The sequence below is a fragment of the Embleya sp. NPDC020886 genome, assembly GCF_044333915.1.
Lineage (GTDB): Bacteria > Actinomycetota > Actinomycetes > Streptomycetales > Streptomycetaceae > Embleya.
Genome location: NZ_JBIRRX010000008.1, coordinates 324,402 through 347,632, shown reverse-complemented (window position 1 = coordinate 347,632; position 23,231 = coordinate 324,402). Strand labels below are relative to the sequence as shown.

Here is a 23,231-nt window from a genome sequence, read left to right as displayed (position 1 = left end):
TGGATCCCTAGATGCCCGCCAACTCCGCGATCCGCTCGCGCTGTGCGCCCCGATCACCGAGCAGGTGCGCGGACGTGATGGCCCGCTTCAGGTAGAGGTGGCAGTCGTACTCCCAGGTGAAGCCGACCCCGCCGTGCAGTTGGATCATCTCCTCGGCGACATGCCGGTACGCGGCGGTCGCCGTCGTCATCGCCAGCGGTGCCATCACCGCCAGTTCGCCGGGCGCCGCGAGTCCGGCCGCCTCCGCCTCGGTGGCCGCCCAGGCCGCGTAGTACAGCGCGGAGCGCGCCGTCTCGACCTCGACGTACAGGTCCGCGCAGCGGTGCTTGATCGCCTGGAACGAACCGATCGGCCGACCGAACTGCACCCGCCCCTTGGTGTACTCCACGGTCGACTCCAGACAGCGCGCCGCACCGCCGACCGCCTCCGCGGCCACCGCGATCTCGGCGAGCGCCAGGACCCGCTCCACGGCCGCGTCCGCGCCGGGCGTACCCAGCAGCCTGGCGGGGGTGTTCGCGAAGGTCAGCCGGGCCTGCTTGCGGGTCTGGTCCAACGTCGGCAGCGCCGTCCGGGTCAGCCCGGCGGCGTCCTTGTCCACGGCGAGCAGCGCGAGGTCGCCATTGACCCGTGCCACCACCACGATCAGATCCGCGATCAAGCCGTCGATCACGTGCGTCTTGACGCCGTCCACGCGCCACCCGTCGCCGTCGGCCCGCGCGGTCGCCTCGACCGCGCGCACGTCCCGGCGACCCGGCTCGGCCAGCGCGAGCGCGCCGAGCGTCTCACCCGCCGCGATGCCCGGCAGGTACTCGGCCCGCGCGCCCTCGTCGCCCGCGTGCACGAGCGCATACGCCGTCAGCACCGACGACGCCAGGAACGGTGAGGGGAAAAGCGAGCGGCCCATCTCCTCCAGGGCCACGACCAACTCGGTGAAGCCGAAACCGACCCCGCCGTACTCCTCCGGAATCGCGAGACCGGCCAGCCCGGTCTGTTCGCACACGCGCCGCCACACCTTGGCGTCGTAGCCCGTCTCGGTGGCCATCACGGCCCGGACGGCGGGCGAGTCGCTGTGCTTGTCGAACACGTCCCGGAGTGCTCTGCGGATCTCCTGCTGCTCATCGCTGAACTCGACGTCCACGTACCGCAACTCCTTGGCACTCATGTCGTGCGGGTCGGGACGGTTGCCCGGCCCGAGTTCCGGTCGGCCCCATTGACGATCCGGCAGCCCGCGAGCACCAGTATCTGACACACCGTCATACCCTTGGAACATTGCTTTCGTCACACCTCCGAAACGTCGCCTTACCCCGGGCGTGTCGTGTTGTGTGGCATACACCACCCCCACGCCGATACTTCGCGCGCAGGCCGAAGGGACCCGTTGTGACCGTGCTCGCCCAGGTGCTTCGTGAGGCCGCCCGACGCTTTCCCGAGCGGCGGGCCCTCGTGCACGGCGGAAGCGGGTTCACCTACGGCGGGCTGGACGCGCTGACCGACCAGGTCGCCGCCGGGCTGGCCCGGCGCGGTGTCCGGCCCGGCGACCTGGTCGCCCTCGTGCTCCCGTCCGGGCTCGAGTACGTGGTCGCCTACACCGCCCTGGCCCGGCTCGGCGCGATCACCACCGGCGTGGGACCGCGCTACACCCCCACCGAGCGCGCCGCGATCCTGGACCGGGCCGCACCGGATCTGGTGCTGGCCACCGAGGAACTGGCCGAGGGCGTCCCGGCCGGACCCGAACTCCTGCGCTGTGTGCCGGCCGCCGGCGCGCAGGACGTGTGGGCCGAACTCCGCCGCGAGGAGATTCCGCCCGCACCACCGGTGACCGGGGATCAGGACCCGGACCTGCCCGAGACGGTCGTGTTCACCTCGGGCACCACCGGCACCCCGAAGGGCGCCCTGTTCACGTCCCGGCAGATCGCCGCCATCACCGCGATGGACACCGGCGACCGCTGGGGCGAGGGCGGCCCGCAACTGGTCGCCACCGGCCTGCCGCACGTCGGCTTCATGACCAAACTGGCCGGCTACCTCAAGATGGGCGCGACCCTGCACCTGCTCGGCCGCTGGCGGGCCCAGGACGCACTGCGCCTGGTCGCCCGCGAGCAGATCCCCTACCTCGGCGGCGTGGCCGCGCAGGTCTCCCTCCTGCTCGGCCGACCGGAGTTCGACCGCTACGACCTCACCCACGTACGCGGTCTCATCGTCGGCGGCGGGCCGTCCCCCGCCCCCCTCGTGCACGAGGCCCGGACCCGTTTCGGGGCGGGCTACTCGATTCGCTACTCGTCCACCGAGTCCGGGGGGCTGGGTACGCTCACCGCGTTCGACGCCCCCGACTCGGAGGCGCTGCACACGGTCGGCCGCCCCCGGCCGGGCACCGAACTGGAGATCCGCGACCCGCGGACCGGCACCGTCCTGCCGGTCGGCGCGGAGGGGCAGATCTGCCTGCGCTCGCCCGCCGTGATGGCGGGCTACTGGCGCGACCCCGAAGCCGACGCCGCCGCCCTCGACGGCGACGGTCGGCTGCACACCGGCGACCTCGGCCGGATCGACGAGGCCGGCTGCCTGCGGATCACCGGGCGGATGACGGAGATGTACATCCGCGGCGGATACAACGTGTATCCGCAGGAGGTGGAGGCGGTGTTGCTCGACCATCCCGACGTGGCCTCGGTCGCGGTCGTCCCCCGACCCAGTCGGGTGATGGGCGAGATCGGCGTCGCGGTCGTGGTGTCACGTGCCGCATCCGAGCCGTCACTGGCCGCATTGCGTGAGTTCGCGGCCTCGCGGTTGTCCGCACACAAACTTCCCGAGGCGATCCGGATCGTGCCCGAGCTACCGCTCACCGGGATGGACAAAGTGGACCGCAGATCCTTGACCGAACGCGAGAAGTCCTTCGGGGACATTTAGTAACCGCGCGATGACCAGCAGATATCACCAACATGTTTGACCAAGTCAGCAAATGTCCAGGTGATCGGACAGATGCGTCGGGACCGGGCCGGTGAGACAGTGGACAGCCCTGACGTCCCATCAGCAAGCTAACTGACTAACCGTCAGCTCGATTCCAGTGTCGATCGGATCTGGCGGCGACGAAAGATCGAAAAAGGGACGGGCGCGATGATGCTTCACGACAGCAGAGGACACCACTTCCCGGGGCACACTCGAACCAGCGTCACCGTGAACGCGGATCCGTCGGCCGAACTCGACGTGACCGGCCGACCACTCGCGCTCCGCCCCGCCGACCTGGACCGCTTCTTCCGACCTCGCACGGTGGCCGTGATCGGCGCCTCGGACACCGAGGGCCGACCCGGCGCACGGATCACCGCGCAACTGATCGCGTGGGCCGATCGAGTGGGCGCGCGGTTGTTCCCGGTCAACCCCAAACACGAGCGAATCGCCGGCCGACCGTGCCACGCGGACATCTCGGCGGTCCCCGAGCCGGTCGACCTGGCCGTCGTCCTGGTCGGCGACCCGGCCGAGGTACTGGAGCAACTCGCGGGCGCCGGCGTCGGTTTCGCGGTCGTGTTCGCGGCCGGCTTCGCCGAGGCGGGGGCCGCCGGAGCCGAGGCCCAGGCCCGGCTCGCCCAGCTCACCTCGGGCGGCTCGTTGCGCCTGCTCGGGCCGAACACCAACCTCAACGCGTTCGAGGAGTTCCGCACCGACCTCGAAGGCCCCGCGATCGCGCTGATCACCCAGAGCGGGCACCAGGGCCGTCCGGTCTTCGCCGCCCAGGAGATCGGCATCCGGGTGTCCCACTGGGCCCCGGTCGGCAACGAGGCGGACCTGGAAATCGCGGACTTCGTCCGACACTTCTCCGATCAGGAGGAGGTCGGCGTGATCGCCGCCTACGTCGAGGGGTTCAAGGACGGCCGGACCTTCGCGCTGGCGGCCGACCACGCGGCCCGGCAGGGCGTACCGGTGGTCGTGGTCAAGGTGGGACGGACCGAGACCGGGGCCCGGATGGCCCAGTCGCACACCGGCAAGCTGACCGGCGGCGACCGCACCGCGTCGGCGGTGTTCCGCCAGTACGGGGTCACCCGGGTCGACGGCCTCGACGAACTGATCGACACGTCCCAGTTGTTCGCGCGCACCGGGACCCCGCTCGCGCAGGGGGTCTGCGTCTACTCGATCTCCGGCGGCACCGGCGCGCACATGGCCGACCTCGCCGCCGCCGAGGGCCTGACGGTGCCGCCGCTCGACCGGTCCACCCAGGAGAAGCTGCACACCTGGATACCGCCCTACCTGACCGTGTCCAACCCCGTGGACAACGGCGGACACCCGGCCGGGGACGAGCGGGGCCGCAAGATCATCGACGCGATCCTGGCCGATCCCGCGATCGGGGTGCTGGTGTGTCCGATCACCGGCGCGTTCCCGCCGATGAGCGACCGGCTCGCGCAGGACCTGGTGGACGCGGCGGAGGCGACCGACAAGGTGGTCTGCGTGGTCTGGGGCTCGCCGGTGGGCGACGAGAGCGCCTATCGCGAGATCCTGCTCAAGTCGAACAAGGTGGTGGTCTTCCGCACGTTCGGCAACTGTGTGCGGGCGCTGCGGGCGTACTTCGACTACCACCGCTTCCGCACCCAGTACTCGTCGCCGTTCGAGGACGTCCCGCGGCTCGCGTCGCCGGCCGCGGCCAAGGCCAAGCGGCTGCTGTCCTCGGGCAAGCCGCTGTCCGAGCACTCGGCGAAGCAGTTGTTGCGCACGTACGGGATCCGGGTGCCGCGCGAGCAACTGGTCACCTCGGCCGCCGCAGCGGTGCGGGCGGCCGGGCTGATCGGCTACCCCGTGGTGATGAAGGCGTGCGGCCCGCAACTGCCGCACAAGAGCGACCTGGGTCTGGTCAAGCTGGGCCTGCGCTCGGCGAGCCAGGTGCGGGACGCGTACCGCGAGATCACCGACGCGGCCAAGGAGGCAGGCGCCGGTCGGCTCGAAGGCGTCCTGGTGTGCCAGCAGGTCGATCGCGGCGTCGAGATGGTGGTCGGCATCTCGCACGACGACCTGTTCGGGCCGACCGTCTCGGTCGGTCTGGGCGGGATCTTCGTCGAGGTCTTCGACGACATCGCGATCGGGGTGCCGCCGTTCGGCGCCTACGAGGTCAAGCGCATGCTCGGCGAACTCCGCGGCCTCAAGTGCCTCCAGGGCATGCGCGGCCAGCCCCCCGCCGACCTGGACGCGCTCGTCGACGTGGTCATGCGGGTACAGCGCATGGCGCTCGAACTGGGCGATGAACTCGCCGAGTTGGACATCAACCCGCTGATGGTGATGCCCCGCGGCGGCGGCACGGTGGCCTTGGACGCGCTCGCCGTGGCCCGGTAGGGCCGAGGGCCGTGGGGTGGCCTCAAACGCCGGCCGGACCGAAACCGGGCCCGGCCGGCGTTTGAGGCCACCCCGACTCGAACAACGCTCAACGCCGGACGAAAACCACCCCGGCCGGCGCTTGAGGCCAACCAACCCCGGCAAGGAGCCATCGCACACATGACCACCGACACCGACCAGGAACTGCTGCACCGCGTGAGCGGGGGTGTGCTCTGGATCACTCTCAACCGCCCCGCCGCCAGCAACTCCCTCACCTGGGCCCAACGCGAGCTGCTGATCGACCTTCTCGGCGAGGCGTCCGCGACCGAGTCGGTCCGCGCCGTCGTCCTCACCGCCGCGGGCCGGAAGCATTTCTGTACCGGCATGGACCTGCGCAGTTCCCCCGGCACCAAGTCGCTCCTGGCCGCAGCCGCCGAGACCCCGGACGACGACGCCGCGCCCAAGCCCCCGGCCCGCCCGACCGGCTACGCGACCCGGATGATGAAGACCGGCGTACAGCGCCTGACCAACGCCGTCCTGGACTGCGAGAAGCCGGTGATCGCGGCGATCAACGGCACCACCGCCGGCTACGGGATGAGCCTCGCGCTCGCGTGCGACCTGGTGATCGCCGCCGACACCGCCCGCTTCATCCAGATCTTCACCCGACGCGGCCTGGTGCCGGACGGCGGCAGCGCGTACCTGCTGCCGCGCCTGGTCGGCCCGCAGAAGGCCAAGGAGTTGATGTTCTTCGGCGACGACCTGCCCGCCGCCGAGGCCCTGCGGATCGGCGTGGTGAACAAGGTGGTCGCCGCGGACGAACTGGAGGCGGTGACCAGGGAGTGGGCCGAGCGGCTGGCCGACGGGCCGACCCGGGCCTACGCGTTCACCAAGCGCCTGGTCAACCGTTCGCTGGAGAGCGACCGGGTGACCGCCTTCGACGAGGAGGCGCAGACCGTCGAGCTGAACATGACCTCGCGGGACGCGAACGAGGGGGTCGCCTCGCTGATGGAGCGCCGCAAGCCGGAGTACTACGGCTGGTAGCCGCAGGTGGCCGGACGGCGGGTCCCCGCGGCTCGCCGTTCGGCCCCCGTTCGAGCGTTGTGCCTTGCGCCACAAGACAACTGACGAGTAGTCAGATGTGACGAAGGACCCCCTCTCGTTTGATTGACGCAAGGAAAACGGGTGACGTAGCGTCACAGACCCGACGCCCCAAGACACCTGCGAGGAAGTCCACCATGGGCCAGATCGACGCAGCGAGCACGAAGCCTGCGGACCCCGCGGCCATCGCCCTGCCCGAGGGTGAAGGCATCGTCGAGGCAGCCACGTTCCGGCACGTCCTCGGTCACTTCGCCAGCGGCGTCACGGTGATCACCGCGCTCGACGGCGACACTCCGGTGGGCTTCGCCTGCCAGTCGTTCGCGTCGCTGTCGCTGGACCCGCCGCTGGTGACCTTCTTCGTGGCGAAGACGTCCACCACGTGGCCGCGGATCCGGCCGGGCGGCCGGTTCTGCGTGAACGTGCTCGCCGAGGACCAGGAGACGCTGTGCCGCGGCTTCGCGGTCAGCGGCGCGGACAAGTTCGCCGGCGTCTCGCACAGCGCGACGCCGACCGGTTCGCCGAAGCTGGACAACGTACTCGCCTGGATCGACTGCACGTTGGAGAGCGTGATCGACGGCGGCGACCACGAGATCGTGATCGGCCGCGTCCAGGCCCTGGACGCGCCGCGGGTGGAGTGCGCCCCGCTGCTGTTCTACAAGGGCCGGTTCGGCCACCCCAGCGCCAACGCGTGACACCGACCCGGACCCGGGCCGAGGCCGCGGGTCCGGATCGGTGCCTGCCGCGCCCGCTCGCCGCGGGCCGGCTCGGTAGCCGCTCGCTCAGTGCGCGCCGGCTCCGGTCAGCGCCCTGACCTCCAGCTCGGCGAACTTGCGGTCGTCGTCGTCGGTGCGGCGCCGCCGCGCGGACACCGCGCCGATCGCGGCGCACGCGAAGCCGACCGGGATCGAGATGATCCCCGGGTTCTCCAGCGGGATGGGCGCTGCGGTCGTACAACTGAACAGCGCCGTCGCGTTGCCCACGTCCTTGCGGTCCTTGGAGACCCCGCAGTCGTCCGCCTGCTTGGCGGTGAGCTGCTTGATCGCCGGCTTGGTCTCGCTGGCCCCGCCCCAGCAGATCGGCGACAGCGCGACCACCAGGACCGAGGTGACCAGGCCGCCGTAGATGCCGAACACCGCGCCGCGCGTGTTGAAGTTCTTCCAGAACAGCGAGAACACGATGGCCGGCAGGTTGGCCGAGGCGGCGATGGCGAACGCCAGCGCGACCAGGAACGCCACGTTCAACTCGCGGGCGAACACCGACAGGACGATCGCCGCCGTGCCGATCACCAGCGCCGCGATCCGCGCGACCTTGACCTCCTCGGCGTCGGTGGTGCGGCCCTTGCGGAAGACGTTCGCGTACAGGTCGTGCGCGAACGACGAGGACGAGGCCAGGGTGAGGCCGGCCACCACCGCCAGGATCGTGGCGAAGGCCACGGCGGCGATGAAGGCGAGCATCAGCGCGCCGCCGGTGGTGCCCGCGCCGCCGCCCAGATGCTCGGCGAGCCGGGTCGCGGCGGTGTTGCCGGTCGGGTCGGCCTTCTTGATCTCCTTGCTGCCGATCAGCGCCGCCGCGCCGAAGCCCAGGACCAGCGTCATCAGGTAGAACACACCGATGATGCCGATCGCCCAGGTCACCGACCTGCGCGCGACGCGGGCGTTGGGCACGGTGTAGAAGCGCACCAGGATGTGCGGGAGGCCCGCCGTACCCAGCACCAGCGCGAGCCCGAGCGAGATCAGGTCGATCTTCGACCAGCCGTCCGTGGCCCCGTACTTGAGCCCCGGCTGGAGGAACGACTCACCCGAACCGGACTTGCTCGCCGCGGTGCCGAGCAGGTCGGCGATGTTGAAGTGGAACTTGGCCAACACCCACACGCACATCACGAACGCGCCGACCATCAACAGCCCGGCCTTGACGATCTGCACCCAGGAGGTGCCCTTCATCCCGCCCACGGTGACGTAGACGATCATCAGCGCGCCGACCGCGGCGATGACCGAGATCTGCGCGGTGTCGCTCTTGACGTCGAGCAGCAGCGAGACGACCGAGGCCGCGCCGACCATCTGGGCCAGCAGGTAGAAGATCGACACCACGATCGTGGACACGCTCGCGGCCATCCGGACCGGGCGCTCGCGCATCCGGTTCGCCAGTACGTCGGCCATCGTGTAGCGGCCGGAGTTGCGCATCGGTTCGGCGACCAGCAGCAGGGCCACCAGCCAGGCGACCAGGAAGCCGATGGAGTACAGGAATCCGTCGTAGCCGGACAGCGCCAGGATGCCCGCGATGCCGAGGAAGGACGCGGCCGACATGTAGTCGCCGCCGATCGCCATGCCGTTCTGGAGGGCGGAGAACGATCGGCCACCGGCGTAGAAGTCGGACGCCGTGCGGTTCTTGCGACCGGCCCAGAAGGTGATGCCGAGGGTCACCACGACCAGCACGGCGAACATCGCGAAGGTCCAGCCTCGGTTGCTGGACTCCGCGGCGAGTTCGAGAGAAGGATTCACGCTTCGAGTTCCTCTCGCAGTTCGGTGGCCACGGGGTCGAGTCGGGTACGCGCGAATCGTGAATACGCCCAGGCGATCACGAACGTCGAGACGAACTGGAGAAGCCCGAACACGAGTGCGACGTTGATGTGGTTCATCAGTTCCTTGGCCATGAAGTCGCGCGCGTAGGCGGACATCACCACGTAGAGCAGGAACCACGTGAGGAATGCGGCGGTGACCGGGAAGATGAAGGACCGCTGGCGCTTCTTGAGCGCCCCGAATCTCGGGTCCTGCTCCATTTCCAGATATCCGGTGCGGTCGTCGACGTACGGGGCGCGCGGGGCCGGGACGGAAGCCTCCGCGCCCTCCGGCTCGGGACCCGACTCGGGCTCGGGCTTGGGCTCGGGGGGACGAGCGGCGGGCGGTTCGTCGTGCGGAGTCGGCATGGGGCGGTAGGGCTCCTCTCCAGCGGACACCCCGCGCGTGGCCCGAGGCGCCGATCGGGTACCTGACCGCGGTCCGTGGGACCTGGGGCCGCAGCGGAGCGAGTTTAGAGGTGCCGCCAGGACGCGCGGAACCTATCCGATCAACCGAATGGGAGAGGCACTGGTTACGCGGATAAACCACGAATTCCTGCCGCCTGCAAGATTGATCGAAATTGTTATCGTAATTTCCACGGCCGACCGAACCACCGTCGAATTCGCCCACCGAAGCCCACGTCGATCGATTCGAGTCACACCCGAACCACATCGATCATCCCCATCCCGAAGCTCCCGCCCGGCCCCAGACATCGGCAACCCCAGTCTCTCCGAGGGGACTTGGCGAATCGGGCAACCCTGCTCGACCTCGCACCCGACCGCCGGCGAAACGTCCGAATGAAACCGCTATGTGACCACCTCTCCGACCCGGCGCGAAAACCGCGCCCTAGCGGCGGATCTTCCCCGTACCTCCGCAATCCCGGCATTTATGCCAGGTCGACGGACGCCCCATGATCTGGGACCCCGGCTCGTTGAACCCACCCCGCCCCCGACACGTTCGGCACTCGTTGGGTCCGAGTTTCCGAAAGCGCTCGATCAGTCCCAGCACAACGGCGATGACGATGATTGTCGGCCACCAGTCCGGCGGCCCGGTGCCTGCCATACCACCATGCTCACCCACACAGCGGACCTGTGATACGAAAACCCCCGAAACCCCCGAACAAGACCGCCCATCCCCAACGCCGAAGCTCCGGGCTCTGCTTGCCGGATGGCCGCCGGGCGCGACGGAGTGGGTGCGGCCTCGAACAGGGCTCGGAGGTGTTCCGGGGGTCGGCCGCCCGGGGTCGGGGCCGCCGTCGATCACCGGGGGCGGAGCGCTCGTGATGGCCGATGCGGCGAAGCGCGCGTCGTCCGCTCGTACTTCGCTCGCGTACTCGGCGCCGTGCAACAGGGCGCGCACCTCGGCCCGTTGCAGTCCGGCGCCGGCACCCACCGACTCCGGGGCCGTGGGTCCCGGCGATGTTCCGCCCCTTCGCGTGATACGCCCGGAGCAGGTCCTCCGGGACGACATCCGCCAGTTCGCGCCTCGCCGCCGAGGGCACCGGTTCGGCGTGCGTCGAACGTGCTCACCGGCCGCGCCGGGTGCAGGTTCAACTCCGGCCCCTCGCAGGCCCCTTCGGCCCGGAGCCGTTCGGGCGCCCGGGCGACGGCCTCGGGCGCCCGTGCGACGGCTCAGACGAGGATGACCCGGCGTCCGCGCGTGTGACCGGCCTGGCTGTCGATGTGTGCCACCGCGGCATCGGCGAGCGGGTACGACTTCTCGACCGGGATGTGCAGCCTTCCCCGCGCGATGAGCTCGACCGCCTCGGCAAGCGCGTCCGGCACGCTCCCGGCCACGCCGGAGAAGCGCACGCCGGCCTCGGGCGCGTCGAGGTCGGCGATGGAGATCACCTTCTGCGGATCCCCGGTCAGCTCGACCAGTTCGCGGATCACGCCCGTGCCGGCCAGATCGAGCGCCGCGTCGACCCGGCCGAGCCGACGGACCCGCTCGACCCAGCCCTCGCCGTACGTCGTGGCGAGGGCGCCCAGGCCACGCAGATAATCCTGGTTCGCCGCCCCGCCCGTGCCGATCACCGTGATGCCTCGGTCGCGGGCGATCTGCAACACCGCCGAGCCGACTCCCCCGGACGCACCGCTGACCAACAGCGTCTCCCCCGGTTCCACGCCGACCTCGCGGATGATGCGCAACGCGGTCTCCACCACCGACGGGTACCCGGCCGCCTCTTCGAACGTCAGCCCCTCCGGCATCCGGGCCCAAGCCGACAACACGGCGAACTCGGCGTAGGTGCTCGCCCCTTCGCCGAACACGTGGTCCCCGACCTCGACCCCTTCGACGCCCGCGCCGACCTCGTCCACCACCCCGGCGGCGTCCAGCCCGACCCCGGAAGGCAACTCGGTCGGATGGGCGCCCAGAACCTGACCTTCCCGCACCCGCCAGTCGACGGGATTCACTCCCGCCGCCCGCACGGCGATGCGCACCCGGCCGGGGCCCGCGTGCGGCTCCTCGGCGTCTATCAGTTGCAGGACATCCGGACCGCCGAACTCGGCGAAGCTCACTTTCTTCATGCGGCCGACCGTAACACTAACGGTTAGCTTTTCGAAACTGCTACGGCTTCATATCTGCTAGTGTCAACCCATGACCGTGCCCGCGCCGCCCGGCCGCCGTGAGCGAAAGAAGGCCGCGACCCGCCAGAAGATCGCCGACACCGCCCTGCGGCTTTTCCTGGAACGCGGGTACGACGCGGTGGGCATCCGCGAGGTGGCCGCCGAGGCCGACGTGGCCGTCACCACGCTCTTCGCCCACTTCGCCTCGAAAGAGGCCCTGGTGTTCGAGCAGGACGAGGACTTCGAACAACGCCTCGTACGGGCGGTCACCGACCGGGAGCCGCACGAGCCGCTGATTCCGGCCCTGCGCCGCGAGATCCTGGCCCTGGTGCGACATTGCACGGCGGAGGGCACCGCCCCGATCTGGCACATGATCGTCACCTCCCCCGCACTGCGGGAGTACGAGGAGTCGATGCGGCTGCGCCACGCGGAGTCGCTGGCAACCGCCATCGCCACCGATCCGGACCTGTCCCGGTCCGCAACGGCCTGCCGCACGATCGCCAGATTCGTGATCGACGCCTATTCACTGTCCCGCGAGGCGGCCACCCCGGAGGCAGCGGTGGACGAGACCTTCCGAATGGTCGAAGCAGCCTGGGAGGTCACCGGCCCGTCCCCGCGCACACCGGATGCGGATGCCCGCGGAGGCCGGGTCCAGACAGGCTGACAGCGGCGACAAGCGGAAATCGAGCCGCGCGACCGCTCAACGCACGAGCCCGAGCCCCACGACCACCGCCTTGCCGGACCCCGGACGCGGGATCACCGCCCACACTGCGGCCACTTCGTTCACCAACAACAATCCGCGACCACCACAGGTCTGCGGACCGGGATCCGCGATCGTGGGCCACCCCGCTCCGGGGTCGGAGACGGCGAGCCAGTGGTGCCCGTCGCCGGTCCAGAAGGCGACTTCGATCGAGGGATCGCCGCCGGCCTGCCCATCCACCGCATGTCGCACGGCGTTGGTGACGAGCTCCGACGTCAACAACACCAGTTCGTCCCGAAGTTGCGGCCGGCAATCGAACGGCAGCGCCTCGGCCACGGCATACCGCGCCCGCCGGACGGATCGGGGATGCGCGGGGAAGATCCAGTGGCACGGAAGGGCGGGAACGGCAGGCACGGGTTTCTCGGCCGGACAGGAAGGTCCGAACATGCGTCAACTCCTCGGCAACGCGGGCAATTGGGCACAACCCCACGGCGCCGGTGGCCTACCTCCCCGAGCGCGAACACCCCGTCCCGAAACAGGCGGGCATGCTTGCGCGGTGCACTTCCGGCATCGCTTTGCGTGGCTGGTGCAACACTCACGGTAGAGCTTTGGGAGCACATGTGCCACCAAATCCTCGGAGGCCGTTGGACCGTGATCCCAGCGCGCGGCAGACTGAGCCACATGTACGCAGGGGGTGCATGTGGCGCCGAGGAGTAACCCGACTGCCCGTCAGCAACGGTTGGGGGCCGAACTTCGCAAGCTGCGCGAGGGCGCCGGCCTGTCGACAGAGCAAGCAGCAGCGGTGCTGGCAACCAATCGAACGGTGATCACGAGCACCGAGGCAGGACGGCACGGCGTCAGTCCGGAACGGGTGCGCCGGATGGCCTACCACTACGACTGTACGGACCGGGAGTTGGTCGACGTCCTGGCCGGCATGGCCGCAGAACGCACAAAGGGCTGGTGGGAAGAGTTCCGCAACTTCCTGCCACCGACGTTCCTCGACATTGCCGAACTGGAGTGGTTCGCCCAAAGGCTGCGCATGACCACCCTGGCACACATCCCCGGGCCGTTTCAGACCGAGCCGTTCGCCCGCGCCCTCTTCGAGGCGGCCATTCCGCCGCTGCCCGAAGAGGAGTTCGAGGCCCGGGTCTCGCACCGCATCCAGCGCCACCGCGCGCTCGACCGACCGGGCGCTCCCACCTACACGGCCATAGTCCATGAAGCGGCGCTCCGCATCGAGGTCGGAGGCCGCGCCGTTCTGCGCCGACAGTTGGCACACATCCTGGAGATGGCGGCCCGGGAAAACGTCGTCGTCCGAGCGATCCCGTTCTCGGCCGGAGCATTCCCCGGCTCCGGACAGTCCTTCCTCTATGCCCACGGCCGCGTGCCGAGCCTGGACACGATCCAACTGGATCGCACCGGCGTCGCCGACTTCCTGCACACGAACACGCAACTACGCAAGTTCAGCCTTCAACTCGACCAGATGGAACGAATCGCACTGACGGAACCTCGAACCCGCGATTTGATCCACTCGCTCATGCGGCACCTCTAGGGAGAGCACATGTCCGACATCACCTGGGACGAACCCTTCTGCCAAGACTCCGGCAACTGCTTCCGCCTCGGCACCGACGCGGACGGCAACGGCTACATCGCGGTCGCCGGCCACGAGCACGAATACGTCACCGACACCCTGGACGCCCTCCGCACCCTCATCCGCGACATCAAAGCCGGCAAGGCCGACCACCTGCTGTAGCTCCACGTGATCGACGCCGCCGCCGATCACGCCCCACCCGAAGGCCATCCACGGCCCGCCAGGGCACAACGCGTTTCAGTTGAATGCGTCGACATACACGGAACAGTTTCCGGAGGCGAGGGTCTGCACCATGGCCGTCGTGTTCCATACCTGCGTATCGGTAGCGGCGGTCGTAGGGCCCGACTCCGGGCGCCAGCCGTGACTTTCCGCAAATCGACGGACCTTGTTGTCGGTACTGTCCACAGCCACCGGGACAGTGAGTTTCGCAGCCTCCATCATGGCCGGAACAGAATTACAAGGAATTTGATACGAGAGCTTCAACAGCGTCCCCATCGCGTTTCCCTTGACATAGTACCGAACATTGACCGTCCCTTCCGGGAGAGTGACTCCGGTCAACTTCAAGGATTCCTTGAGCGATATCTCGCTGCTCCCGGGATCGGCGCGAGAATCCCGATGAAAGGGCGCCCACGGATGCCGAAGGTAGAGCTGCAGTGCCCCGAATGCCAAGCCACCGAGAATCAGCATGCCGACCAGGAAGGCGCCCACCAGGAAGAAGAGCCTGCGAACGCCTGTCGTTTCCACGCTGCTGGAACCGGGGGAGGTCATGGGGCCGGAGCCGGAGCGGCGTAGAAAGTCGTGCTGCCCACGATGTCGAAATCATGGGCTAATCCCGTCTCATTGAGGCGAGCCAGGTCGTTCTGCGGGACACCTTCGATGTTGCTTCGGTGATCTCCGCCTTCCGGGTTGCCCCAGTTGTATCGTTTGTAGATATCAACCCGAACCTGCCCGACCGGCTGACCATCAACCATCTTGATATCCGATCCGACTATCCGATATTGATAGCCGTTCATGGTGTAATAAAAATCCAGCAACTCGCGCGGGACGGGGCCCTTCGTCATGTCGTCGGCCACCGTATTGCTTTTCCAGCCGGTATCAAAGTTTCCCGCCGGGCCGTTGGCCTTCAAAATTTCGTTCACCTTCTGCTGAAACGCAGGATTGGCGTTCACGAATTCACTTGCATTGAACTGGACATCCCGCCCGTTGCCTTCGAGCCAGTTCTTCATGTAGCTCGCCGCGCGGTCGTTGTCGAAGTACGCGTCCTGTCCGGCCACCATGGCCATGGCGGCCAAGCGTGTCGCCTGGTCCTTCGCGGTGGGGGCGGTCACGTTGAACTCGCGCTTGGGGCCCAGGTCTTCGCGGCTGACCGGCGGCTTCGTGAAGTAGGGCGGAATGAGGTACGAGCCCGCCGGGGTCATCGTGTTGCGGTCCGGCAGGTGATCGGCGAAGTCTCTGATCTGCTTCGCGAACGTCCTTGCGGATGCGTCGTGTTGCTTCTTCAGGCCCTCGGCGGCCTCGATGATCCGGTCGAGTTCGTCCTCGGCCTGGTTCACCGCCTGCTTCGCGATGTCGTGGCGTTTGAAGATGTCTTCCCGCTCCCGATCCGATCGACCGACGATGTCGGTGAACCCGAGGTCCGCCGCCGGGTCGGCCTTTGCCTGCTTCACGCGGGCTCGGGCCGCCACCGCCTGGGCCTCCAGGGCCGTCCGGGAGCGCTGGTACTCCGCCAGGAGAAACGACCATTCGCCGAGTGTGTGCTCGACCCCGGACAGGGCGTCGTGCATGATCCAGACGTCCGGATAGATGTGCTGGACGGCGTCGTGGCACAAACCGCCGGCCGCTCCGGTCCAGGCCCCGGCATCACGCAGCGTCGTCTCCAATTCGGCGCGCACGTTGCCCAGTTGCCCGGCCGCCTGGCGTACCTTCTCGGCGAGCGCACCGAGCGCCGGGACCAGCCCCGGAGCCGGATCGAAGCGCAGCCCCGGAAACTCCTTCGCGGCGGAGCTCATCCGAACACCTCCCCTATCCGGCTCGGCGCCGAAGCCGTGGGCGGAACCACCGTCGGCACCGACGAACCGTCGGGGTCCAGCACCGAGTGGAGCGGGGAGTCGACCGTCGGCGGCGCGGAGGCCGGCCGAGTGGATGCCGGAGCGCTCGGGGTGAGCCGAGCCATGGAGGTGGTCACATGTTGCTCGGTCACGCCGTACGTGGACTTGGACGTCTCCACCACGGCTCGGAACTTGCCGATGTCCCCCCGGAACTCCTTGACCCGCTTCTCCCACTTGCCATTGAAGTGGTCACATGCCCTGTCGAGATCCTTGTGCCCGGTCCGGATCGGTCCGGTCTCGTGCAGTGCGTCGAGCGCCGCGTCCGTGGCGCGGGTCGAGCCGTCGAACGCGGCGATCAACGCGTCCAACCAGCCGAAGTCCACCGAGAACCGTTCAGCCATCACACACCCCCCGGTCAGTGCGAAGAGCCGATTGTATCCCTTCGATTGCAGAGGGCAACGAAATCCGGGCAATCGCACGCGCTTTCGCCCACGGTGATCCGAGCCGACGGAGGTGGCACGGTCCGGGCACCGCTTCCGGCGGCACGCCGAAAGCGACAGGTCGCCTACGAGCCACCCGACGGCAGGCGGAACCCACGCGTGTCCATCGCTGCGGGCGGCGGCGGACGGCCGGGTCGCTGCATCCGGAAAGCCTCGAACAGGTAGCCGAGCAGGCGACGGGAGGTGGCCAGGGCGGCGTCCCGTGGTTGTCCGGCAAGGCGACTGTGCGCCGGCAGCAGCAGGGGGATGTCGGCCGGCTCGAAGTCGGCGCGCAGCCGTCCCCCCTCGCGAGCACGTCGAACCGGCAACGCCAAACGCTCCTCGACACAGGCATGTTCGTGTTCGTGGCAACGCCGCGACCGTGATCGAGAGCCTCGGGGAATCGGTGCACGAACACGGCGGCGAACCCGCGATCGGTCGCCTGCGTGGTGCACACCTTCTCCAGCAGCGTGTACAGACCCCGCCCGGGATCGGGGTCGGCGAGGGCCTCGTCGAAAGCCCGCGACCTGGTCTCGGACGAGGTACTCGACTACCGCACGACACCCCTGTCCGAACCGGGCCGCTTCGACGTGGTCCTGGACACCGTAGGCACCCGACAGCCCCACTTCCGCCGCCTGTTGGCGCCCGGCGGCCGCGTGGTCGCGGTCACCACCGACTTCACCAGGCCGCCCGCCGGCCTCCTCGCCTCGACCGTGAACGGGAGCGGACGCATACGCTTCTTCAGCGGCAACCCCGACACCACGCCGATGACCGAGATCACCCGCTCAGGGCTCACCCGCGCCCCACGCACACCGGCAAGCCTCGGCACACGCAGCCGGCCGCACGCGCGACGCGGCAAAGGCCGCGTCGCACGTGTCGACACGGCGCGCCTCTGGAAGCGCGAGGCGCGCCGTGGCCGGACTCGGGCTCAGAAGACGAAGACGCCTCGGGCGATCTTGCCCGCCTCGGCGTCCTCGACCGCGTGCTGGAAGTCGTCCAAGGCGTAGGTCTGGGTGACCAGTTCGTCGAGCTTGAGAGCGCCCGTTTGGTACAGGTCGGCGTAGCGCGCGATGTCGTACTGCGGGCGCGACGAGCCGTATCGGCAGCCCATGATCGACTTGTCCAGGAACAGCGAGGACACGTGGAAGGCCGCCTCGGCGTCCGACGGCGCGACGCCCAGGATGATCGCCTGGCCGGCCCGCCCGAGCATGTCGATCGCGTTGCGGATCACCTTGACGTGCCCGACGCACTCGAACGCGTGGTCCACGCCGCCCGGCACCAGGGCCTGGACCGCCTTGACCGAGTCCTCGACCGCGCGCGCGTCGACGAAGTCGGTCGCGCCGAACTCGCGCGCCACCGCCTCCTTGGCCGGGTTCGCGTCCACGGCCACGATCCGCACCGCGCCCGCGAGCTTCGCGCCCTGGATCACGTTGAGGCCGATGCCGCCGGTGCCGATCACCGCGACGGTGTCGCCGGGCTGTACCTTCGCCCGGTTCAGCACCGCACCCACGCCGGTCAGCACACCGCAGCCGATCAGCGCGGCGGACGCGAGCGGGATGTCCTTGGGGATCTTGACCGCCTGGACGCCCTTGACCACGATCTTCTCCGCGAAGACCGACAGGCCCGCGAAGTTGTAGACCGGCTTGCCGCCGCGGGTGAACGGCTGGTTGAGCTGGCCGAAGCTCTTGGCACACATGGTCGGCCGGCCGCGGTCACACTCGCGGCACGCGCCACACGAGGCCAGCGTGGACAGCGCCACGTGGTCGCCGGGCTTGACGTGCGTCACCAGCTCGCCGACGGCCTCCACGACGCCCGCGCCCTCGTGCCCGAGCACGACCGGAGGCGGGAAGGGGATGGTGCCGTTGATCACCGAGATGTCGCTGTGGCACAGGCCGGCCGCGCCGATCTTCACCAGGACCTCGTTGGCCCCGGGTGCACGCACCTCGAGGTCGTCTACGACCGAGGCTTCCTTGCCATCGAAAAGAACGCCCTTCACCGGTTCCTCCTCCATCGGAAATGGGCTGACGAGCCGGGGCGCTCGACGGCTTACCGGCCGGACCGGCTCCGGAGCTCAAGCGCGCACGCGTACCCGCGCGGCACTCTAGCCCGGAACTGATGAGCAGTCAGCCGGTTGTGACAGTCCTCTCGTCACACCACGAAACGACCTCTGAGCAGCCCGTCGATCACACACGTGTCGCATCGACATACGGTTCACCGGCCGTGCCACAGCGCCCACTTCACCCCTCGCGCGGCACCCCGGCGACGTCCAAAATCCGGTGCATCACCTCGACCGGCAGCGCCGGATTGCGCGCCGCGTGCGGCCCGAGTTCGGCGTCGTCCAAGAGCGCGACCAGCCGATCCACCGGCACCGCCGGATGCCGCGCGAGCGTGGTCCGCACACACCGCTCCGGATCGGCGAGCAGCCCGACCACCACCGCGGCCGGCGCCTGCGGGTCGAGCACGACCAACTCGCGCATGGCCGGATCCGGGTCATCCGCGAACCGGGCGAGCCCATGCGTGGGAAACCCGGGCCGGTAGGTCAGCCGCCACCGATTGCGACCCCGGAACTCCCGGTACGCGCGCAACAGATCCCCGCCCGGCACACCGGCCTGATGACGGCACGTCAGAACCCGTACGCCCAGGTCCGAATCACCCAGCAGCACATCCCGCAGCCGATCCGCCACCCCGGGAGCACACGCCGCGTACCGCCGCAGAACCGGGTGCCCGGACCGCGCGTGGCCGGCGACCGAGAGGGCCCCGGCCCGGTACGGATGCCAGGCGACCTCATCGAGATCGGTCAACTCCGGCACCCGATAGTCGATCGCGGCCCGCTCCTCCTCCGTCAGCTCCGGCCGGAGCGAGACCGCGTCCCGGACGTCCGGGTCCTCGTCCCGAGCCAGCACGGCCACCAGGTCCGGCGGCAGGTGCGGGTTCCCGGCCAGTGCGCTGCGGTAGTGATCGGGGCAATTCTCCCCTCGAACCACCCGCTCCATCGTCCCCCGTTCCACGAGCCGACCGGAGAAGACCCAACTGTGCCCCCAGTTCTCGGGATTCCAATCGATCTCGGTGTGGACATACACGTCGTCCTCGGCAGCCTTCCGCGCCTCCGCACGCACGTCCGGATCCGGGTCGGCCAGGAGCGCGGCCCGATCCTCGGCCGACAGCCCACCCACGAACCGTGCCGCGAACCGGCGCAGCCCCGGCTGGGGATGCCGGGCGAGGCCCAGCCGCAACCGATGCGGCATGCTCCGGCAACGACCCATCTCGTCCAACAGCGTCATTTCGTCGTACGGTTGATCCTGGCGCGCCGCATTCGCCCATTGCCGCGCGGCGAAGAACGCCTCATAGGCGGCGTCCGGCAGCGGCTTCGGCTCGCCGTCGGGATGTGCCCGGAATCCGAAGAGATTGGCGAGCACGACCCTGCGCCGATCGTGCACCAGCCGCCCTCGCTGCTCGGCATCGACATACGGATTCGCGGCAACGGCGGCCCGCACCCCCTGATCCGGGTGCGCAAGCATCACCTCGACCACATCCCGAGGCAGCCCCGGCGCATACCGAAAGCCCCGCCGCAGCTCCTCGTGCCCGGCAGCCGAAAGAACCCGAAGCAGCACCGCACCCGGCACCGCCGGATTCGCGACCACACCTTCCGCCAGAGATCGCGTCCCAGCCACTCAGGCTGCTCGCGGCGTGAAAACGACCGCCGAAGTCTCCCCGTCCAAGGCGATGTTCAGCGACGCGTCGAGTGCCTTCGCCAGGCGGGCCAGCAGCGGAAGGGTGGGTACGGTGCCGCCCAGTTCGAGCTTGGAGATCTGCGGTTGGGTCATGCTCGCTCGCTTGGCCAACTCGGTCTGCGAGATACCCAATGCCGTGCGCCGGTCGTACACCGCCTGCCCAAGCTCGAATGCCATGCGAATCTCCATACGCATGGCCGCGACCTCGGGCGACTCGGCCTCGCCGGCCACGAGCTTGCGATCACGAGCGAGCTTCCATCGGGCGTGACTCATGAGAATTCTCCTTTCGTGATGTCCCGAGTGAACTCCTGGTGTGCACGCTCGTGCTCGGCCTCGCAGGTCTTCCGCGCGGACCTTGCTCGATCGACCTCACCGTCTTCACGCATTCGCGTCTTGCGGAATACGGTCAACAGGACGATGCGTCGGCCGGGCGCAAGCCAATACGTCAGACGTATGGCGTTGCCGTCGTGGCCCAGGATGAAACGCAACTCGCGGAGTCCGTCGCCAAGGTGGCGGGCGAAGGGCTCCCCGAGGGTCGTGGGGCCGCCGACAAGCGTTCGGCAGCGTGCTCGGCTTGGAGGTAGTCGCGGTCGGACAGGGTGCACAGCCAACGCCGCACCTCCGGCTCGATCTCGATCACCCAGGGCTCGTCCATATACTCAAGTGTATATCGAGGGCATCACCCAGGCGCCGAGGCTGCCAGGTAGACGAATCGTGATCAGGACGGCCAAATCATTGGGCGCAAGGTGTTGACGCCTCGTCCGACACTGATCACCCTGAGTGTGGCGGTCGTTCGCGAGGGGACGACGAGGCACGCGGGCAGTGGCCCGGGGTTCCTCGACGAAGTGGGACCGCCGTCGTTCCGGGCCTCGTCGCGGTGCCCGGAGCGCACGCGGGCCCCGGGACAGGGCGATCCTGTCCGGGGCCCGCATGTCGTGCGGTCTACGCGTGTTCCCGGGCCGAGCCCGACCCGCGCGCCGACGCGAACTACTTGATCGCCACCGGGTTCACCGGCGTGCCGACGCCGCCCACGAAGGGCTCCGGCGAGGCTTCCAGGAAGAACTCGTACACGCCGTCCGCCGCGCAGTCCTCGGACAGCTCCTCCAGGTTCCAGTTCTGCCCCTGGAGCATGCCCATCTCCACCAGGTGCAGCGCGTGCACCGCCATGAAGCAGTCCTCGATCTCCGGCGGGAAGACCTCGAACGTCACGGTGTCGTTGGCCACCGCCGCGACATCGCGTGCGTGGAACCACTCGGGCGTGCGCACCGACAGGCCCGGGCCGTAGAAGTACATGTCCTTCTCGCCCGCGAAGTACTGCCGGATCTGCCCGGTCCGCACCAGCACGATGTCGCCCGCGCGGACCTTCACGTTGCCGAACTCCTCGGCCGCCTCCAGGTCGGCGGGCGTGACCGCGTACTCCGGCGGCAGGATGTCCACGCCCTTGGCCCGCGCCACGTCCAGCAGCACCCCGCGCGAGACCAGCGTCTTCACGTTGTGGATGCCCAGCTTGCACGCGCCGTCCTCGGCGGTGACCGTCTCCTTGGCCGAGTGGCCGTTGTACAGCCGGTCGTCGTAGGTCGCGTGGGTCAGCCCGTCCCAGTGCGTGCCCGCCTGGATGCCCATCACCACCGAGTCGTCGCTGGTGGCCACCGTGCCGGGGCCGAAGACCTCGTGGTTGACCAGGAACGTGGTGCGCTTGGGGTTGTCCCGGCCCGGGATCATCCCGTTCTGGATGCCGTCCTCGCGCAGTTCCACGGCCAGCGAGAAGCGCTTGCCGGTGCGTACGCAGCCCGCCGCGGCCTTGACCACGTCGGCCGTGATCAGGTTGACCGTCCCGATCTCGTCCTCCTGGCCCCACCGGCCCCAGTTGTTCACGCGTGCGGCCAGTTCATGGAACTCGGGGGGCAGCGACATAGGGGGGCCTCCTCCAGGCGGTGGTGACACGTGCCGATGAGCACGAATACCGACAGGCGCACTCTCGGAAGCCGAGGACCACGCTGTCAAGTGGGTGTGCGTGCTGTGTGCTGCGGCACTCTACCCAGGAAAACTAACGGATCGTCAGATAATGTCGAGAGGGCGTTCTCACAGACCGCGCACCTTGCGTCCGCAGGGCTGTGAAGCCTGCGTACGCCCGCACGAAGCGCGACACACCACGTCGAGCGCGGAGCGCGGAGTGCGCCACGACCGACCCGACCTGGGCCTCGGCCCTCGATTTCCGGGGCCTACCGACGAGGCCACCGACAAGGAGCGGACAACACATGGGTGACTTCCTCACGGGCAAGGTAATCGCGGTCACCGGCGCGGGCCGGGGCATCGGCCGCGCCGTCGCCCTCGCCGCCGCCGCGCACGGCGCCAAGGTGGTCGTCAACGACTACGGCGTCGCGATGGACGGCAGCGAACCGACCAGCGAGGTCGCCGACGCCGTGGTGAAGGAGATCGAGGCGCTCGGCGGCGAGGCCGTCGCGGTCGCCGACTCCGTGGCCACGATGGAGGGCGGCGCCCGCATCGTGAACGCCGGCGTCGAGAAGTGGGGCCGGATCGACGGTGTCGTCACCGTCGCGGGCAACCTGCGCGAGCGCATGTTGTTCAACATGACCGAGGACGAGTGGGACAGCGTCATCGCGACCCACCTCAAGGGCACCTTCACCGTCGTGCAGGCCGCGTCCAAGGTGATGAAGACCCAGGGCTTCGGCTCGATCGTCGGCTTCACCTCCGGCGTGTACGCGCTCGGCTCGGTCGCCCAGGCGAACTACGCCGCGGCCAAGGGCGGCATCGTCTCGTTCGTGCGCTCCGCCGCGCTGGGCCTGAACAAGTACGGCGTCAACGCCAACTGCGTCGCGCCGGTGGCCCGGACCCGGATGTCCGAAGGCGTCCCGCAGACGCTCAAGGAGATCGGCGACCCCGAGGACGTCGCCGAGCTGGTGGTCTTCCTGCTCTCCGACCACGCCAAGAACATCACCGGGCAGGTCTACACGACGGCCGGCCCCAAGATCGCACTGTGGGACCAGCCGCACGAGATCAAGACGATGTACGCGGCCGACCGCTGGACGGCCGAGGAGATCGCCGAGAAGCTGCCGACCCAGATCGGCCAGGACCCGATGCCGGTGCTCGCCCAGCTCAAGGAGTACGCGGCCGCCGCGGCGAAGAAGAAGGCCGCCGAGGCCGCTGCCGCCGCCGGCAACTGA

The 23,231-nt window shown here is 69.1% G+C and carries 22 protein-coding genes and 1 pseudogene; 9 read left to right on the top strand and 14 right to left on the bottom strand.

What is annotated here, in order from left to right; genetic code table 11:
* Positions 1-7: 7 nt before the first annotated feature.
* The gene (locus ACH4U8_RS27795) at positions 8-1,162 is read right to left on the bottom strand and encodes an acyl-CoA dehydrogenase family protein (RefSeq protein WP_360316500.1); all 1,155 of its coding nucleotides are present in this window, start codon (positions 1,160-1,162) and stop codon (positions 8-10) included.
* A 215-nt stretch (positions 1,163-1,377) separates the two neighbouring features.
* Between ACH4U8_RS27795 and ACH4U8_RS27790 the strand changes: the two genes are divergently transcribed.
* The 4 genes from ACH4U8_RS27790 to ACH4U8_RS27775 all read left to right on the top strand — a co-directional run bounded on the left by ACH4U8_RS27790 (position 1,378) and on the right by ACH4U8_RS27775 (position 7,070).
* A complete protein-coding gene (locus tag ACH4U8_RS27790; protein ID WP_379992574.1) occupies positions 1,378-2,895 on the top strand; it encodes a class I adenylate-forming enzyme family protein in 1,518 nt (505 codons plus the stop codon).
* 210 nt (positions 2,896-3,105) lie between these two features.
* Complete coding sequence (locus tag ACH4U8_RS27785; protein WP_360316513.1) at positions 3,106-5,301, top strand: acetate--CoA ligase family protein; 2,196 nt, start codon at positions 3,106-3,108, stop codon at positions 5,299-5,301.
* 159 nt (positions 5,302-5,460) lie between these two features.
* A complete protein-coding gene (locus ACH4U8_RS27780) occupies positions 5,461-6,321 on the top strand; it encodes an enoyl-CoA hydratase-related protein (protein ID WP_360322837.1) in 861 nt (286 codons plus the stop codon).
* A 194-nt stretch (positions 6,322-6,515) separates the two neighbouring features.
* Positions 6,516-7,070, top strand: a complete 555-nt coding sequence (locus ACH4U8_RS27775; RefSeq protein WP_360322835.1) for a flavin reductase family protein — start codon at positions 6,516-6,518, stop codon at positions 7,068-7,070.
* Between the two features lie 87 nt (positions 7,071-7,157).
* On the opposite strand, the gene ACH4U8_RS27770 is transcribed toward ACH4U8_RS27775, so the two are convergent.
* The 3 genes from ACH4U8_RS27770 to ACH4U8_RS27760 form a co-directional block, all read right to left on the bottom strand.
* Positions 7,158-8,819 (bottom strand): cation acetate symporter, encoded by a 1,662-nt coding sequence (locus ACH4U8_RS27770; RefSeq protein WP_360322843.1) that lies wholly within the window; start codon positions 8,817-8,819, stop codon positions 7,158-7,160.
* A gap of 53 nt (positions 8,820-8,872) precedes the next feature.
* Complete coding sequence (locus tag ACH4U8_RS27765) at positions 8,873-9,301, bottom strand: DUF485 domain-containing protein (RefSeq protein WP_360322833.1); 429 nt, start codon at positions 9,299-9,301, stop codon at positions 8,873-8,875.
* A 1,263-nt stretch (positions 9,302-10,564) separates the two neighbouring features.
* Positions 10,565-11,458 (bottom strand): NADP-dependent oxidoreductase, encoded by an 894-nt coding sequence (locus tag ACH4U8_RS27760; protein WP_395780911.1) that lies wholly within the window; start codon positions 11,456-11,458, stop codon positions 10,565-10,567.
* A gap of 70 nt (positions 11,459-11,528) precedes the next feature.
* Between ACH4U8_RS27760 and ACH4U8_RS27755 the strand changes: the two genes are divergently transcribed.
* Positions 11,529-12,161, top strand: coding sequence for a TetR/AcrR family transcriptional regulator (locus ACH4U8_RS27755; protein ID WP_395780909.1), 633 nt, complete (start codon positions 11,529-11,531; stop codon positions 12,159-12,161).
* Between the two features lie 36 nt (positions 12,162-12,197).
* Here ACH4U8_RS27755 and ACH4U8_RS27750 read toward each other — a convergent pair whose 3' ends face one another.
* A complete protein-coding gene (locus ACH4U8_RS27750; RefSeq protein ID WP_395780907.1) occupies positions 12,198-12,644 on the bottom strand; it encodes an ATP-binding protein in 447 nt (148 codons plus the stop codon).
* A 253-nt stretch (positions 12,645-12,897) separates the two neighbouring features.
* On the opposite strand from ACH4U8_RS27750, the gene ACH4U8_RS27745 reads away from it, so the two are divergent.
* Both ACH4U8_RS27745 and ACH4U8_RS27740 read left to right on the top strand, forming a co-directional pair.
* Complete coding sequence (locus ACH4U8_RS27745) at positions 12,898-13,749, top strand: helix-turn-helix domain-containing protein (RefSeq protein WP_395781021.1); 852 nt, start codon at positions 12,898-12,900, stop codon at positions 13,747-13,749.
* 9 nt (positions 13,750-13,758) lie between these two features.
* Positions 13,759-13,950: a hypothetical protein gene (locus ACH4U8_RS27740; RefSeq protein WP_395780905.1), complete on the top strand. Its 192-nt coding sequence runs from the start codon at positions 13,759-13,761 to the stop codon at positions 13,948-13,950.
* A gap of 75 nt (positions 13,951-14,025) precedes the next feature.
* Here ACH4U8_RS27740 and ACH4U8_RS27735 read toward each other — a convergent pair whose 3' ends face one another.
* The 4 genes from ACH4U8_RS27735 to ACH4U8_RS27720 form a co-directional block, all read right to left on the bottom strand.
* Complete coding sequence (locus ACH4U8_RS27735) at positions 14,026-14,532, bottom strand: hypothetical protein (RefSeq protein ID WP_395780903.1); 507 nt, start codon at positions 14,530-14,532, stop codon at positions 14,026-14,028.
* A 20-nt stretch (positions 14,533-14,552) separates the two neighbouring features.
* A complete protein-coding gene (locus ACH4U8_RS27730) occupies positions 14,553-15,797 on the bottom strand; it encodes a hypothetical protein (protein ID WP_395780901.1) in 1,245 nt (414 codons plus the stop codon).
* The gene (locus ACH4U8_RS27725) at positions 15,794-16,237 is read right to left on the bottom strand and encodes a hypothetical protein (protein WP_395780899.1); all 444 of its coding nucleotides are present in this window, start codon (positions 16,235-16,237) and stop codon (positions 15,794-15,796) included. Before ACH4U8_RS27725 ends, ACH4U8_RS27730 begins: the two co-directional genes overlap by 4 nt.
* A 164-nt stretch (positions 16,238-16,401) precedes the next feature.
* Positions 16,402-16,644 (bottom strand): hypothetical protein, encoded by a 243-nt coding sequence (locus ACH4U8_RS27720; RefSeq protein WP_395780897.1) that lies wholly within the window; start codon positions 16,642-16,644, stop codon positions 16,402-16,404.
* A 117-nt stretch (positions 16,645-16,761) separates the two neighbouring features.
* Here ACH4U8_RS27720 and ACH4U8_RS27715 point away from each other — a divergent pair, with 117 nt between their 5' ends.
* Positions 16,762-17,322 carry a zinc-binding dehydrogenase gene (locus ACH4U8_RS27715; RefSeq protein WP_395780895.1) on the top strand — a complete coding sequence of 187 codons (561 nt, stop codon included), beginning with the start codon at positions 16,762-16,764 and terminating at the stop codon, positions 17,320-17,322.
* Here the strand turns inward: ACH4U8_RS27715 and ACH4U8_RS27710 are convergent.
* From ACH4U8_RS27710 to ACH4U8_RS27690, 5 genes and pseudogenes are all read right to left on the bottom strand, one after another.
* Positions 17,244-18,311, bottom strand: a complete 1,068-nt coding sequence (locus ACH4U8_RS27710) for a Zn-dependent alcohol dehydrogenase (protein ID WP_360322824.1) — start codon at positions 18,309-18,311, stop codon at positions 17,244-17,246. The genes ACH4U8_RS27715 and ACH4U8_RS27710 overlap by 79 nt on opposite strands.
* Positions 18,312-18,552: 241 nt before the next feature.
* Positions 18,553-19,833, bottom strand: coding sequence for a hypothetical protein (locus ACH4U8_RS27705; protein ID WP_395780893.1), 1,281 nt, complete (start codon positions 19,831-19,833; stop codon positions 18,553-18,555).
* Between the two features lie 153 nt (positions 19,834-19,986).
* On the bottom strand, positions 19,987-20,319 hold the full coding sequence (locus ACH4U8_RS27700; protein WP_360322820.1) for a helix-turn-helix transcriptional regulator: 333 nt from the start codon (positions 20,317-20,319) through the stop codon (positions 19,987-19,989).
* A pseudogene (locus ACH4U8_RS27695) lies at positions 20,316-20,701 on the bottom strand (type II toxin-antitoxin system RelE/ParE family toxin). Before ACH4U8_RS27695 ends, ACH4U8_RS27700 begins: the two are co-directional and overlap by 4 nt.
* A 332-nt stretch (positions 20,702-21,033) precedes the next feature.
* Positions 21,034-21,960, bottom strand: coding sequence for a cyclase family protein (locus ACH4U8_RS27690; RefSeq protein ID WP_395780891.1), 927 nt, complete (start codon positions 21,958-21,960; stop codon positions 21,034-21,036).
* Between the two features lie 344 nt (positions 21,961-22,304).
* Here ACH4U8_RS27690 and ACH4U8_RS27685 point away from each other — a divergent pair, with 344 nt between their 5' ends.
* The gene (locus ACH4U8_RS27685) at positions 22,305-23,231 is read left to right on the top strand and encodes an SDR family oxidoreductase (RefSeq protein ID WP_360322814.1); all 927 of its coding nucleotides are present in this window, start codon (positions 22,305-22,307) and stop codon (positions 23,229-23,231) included.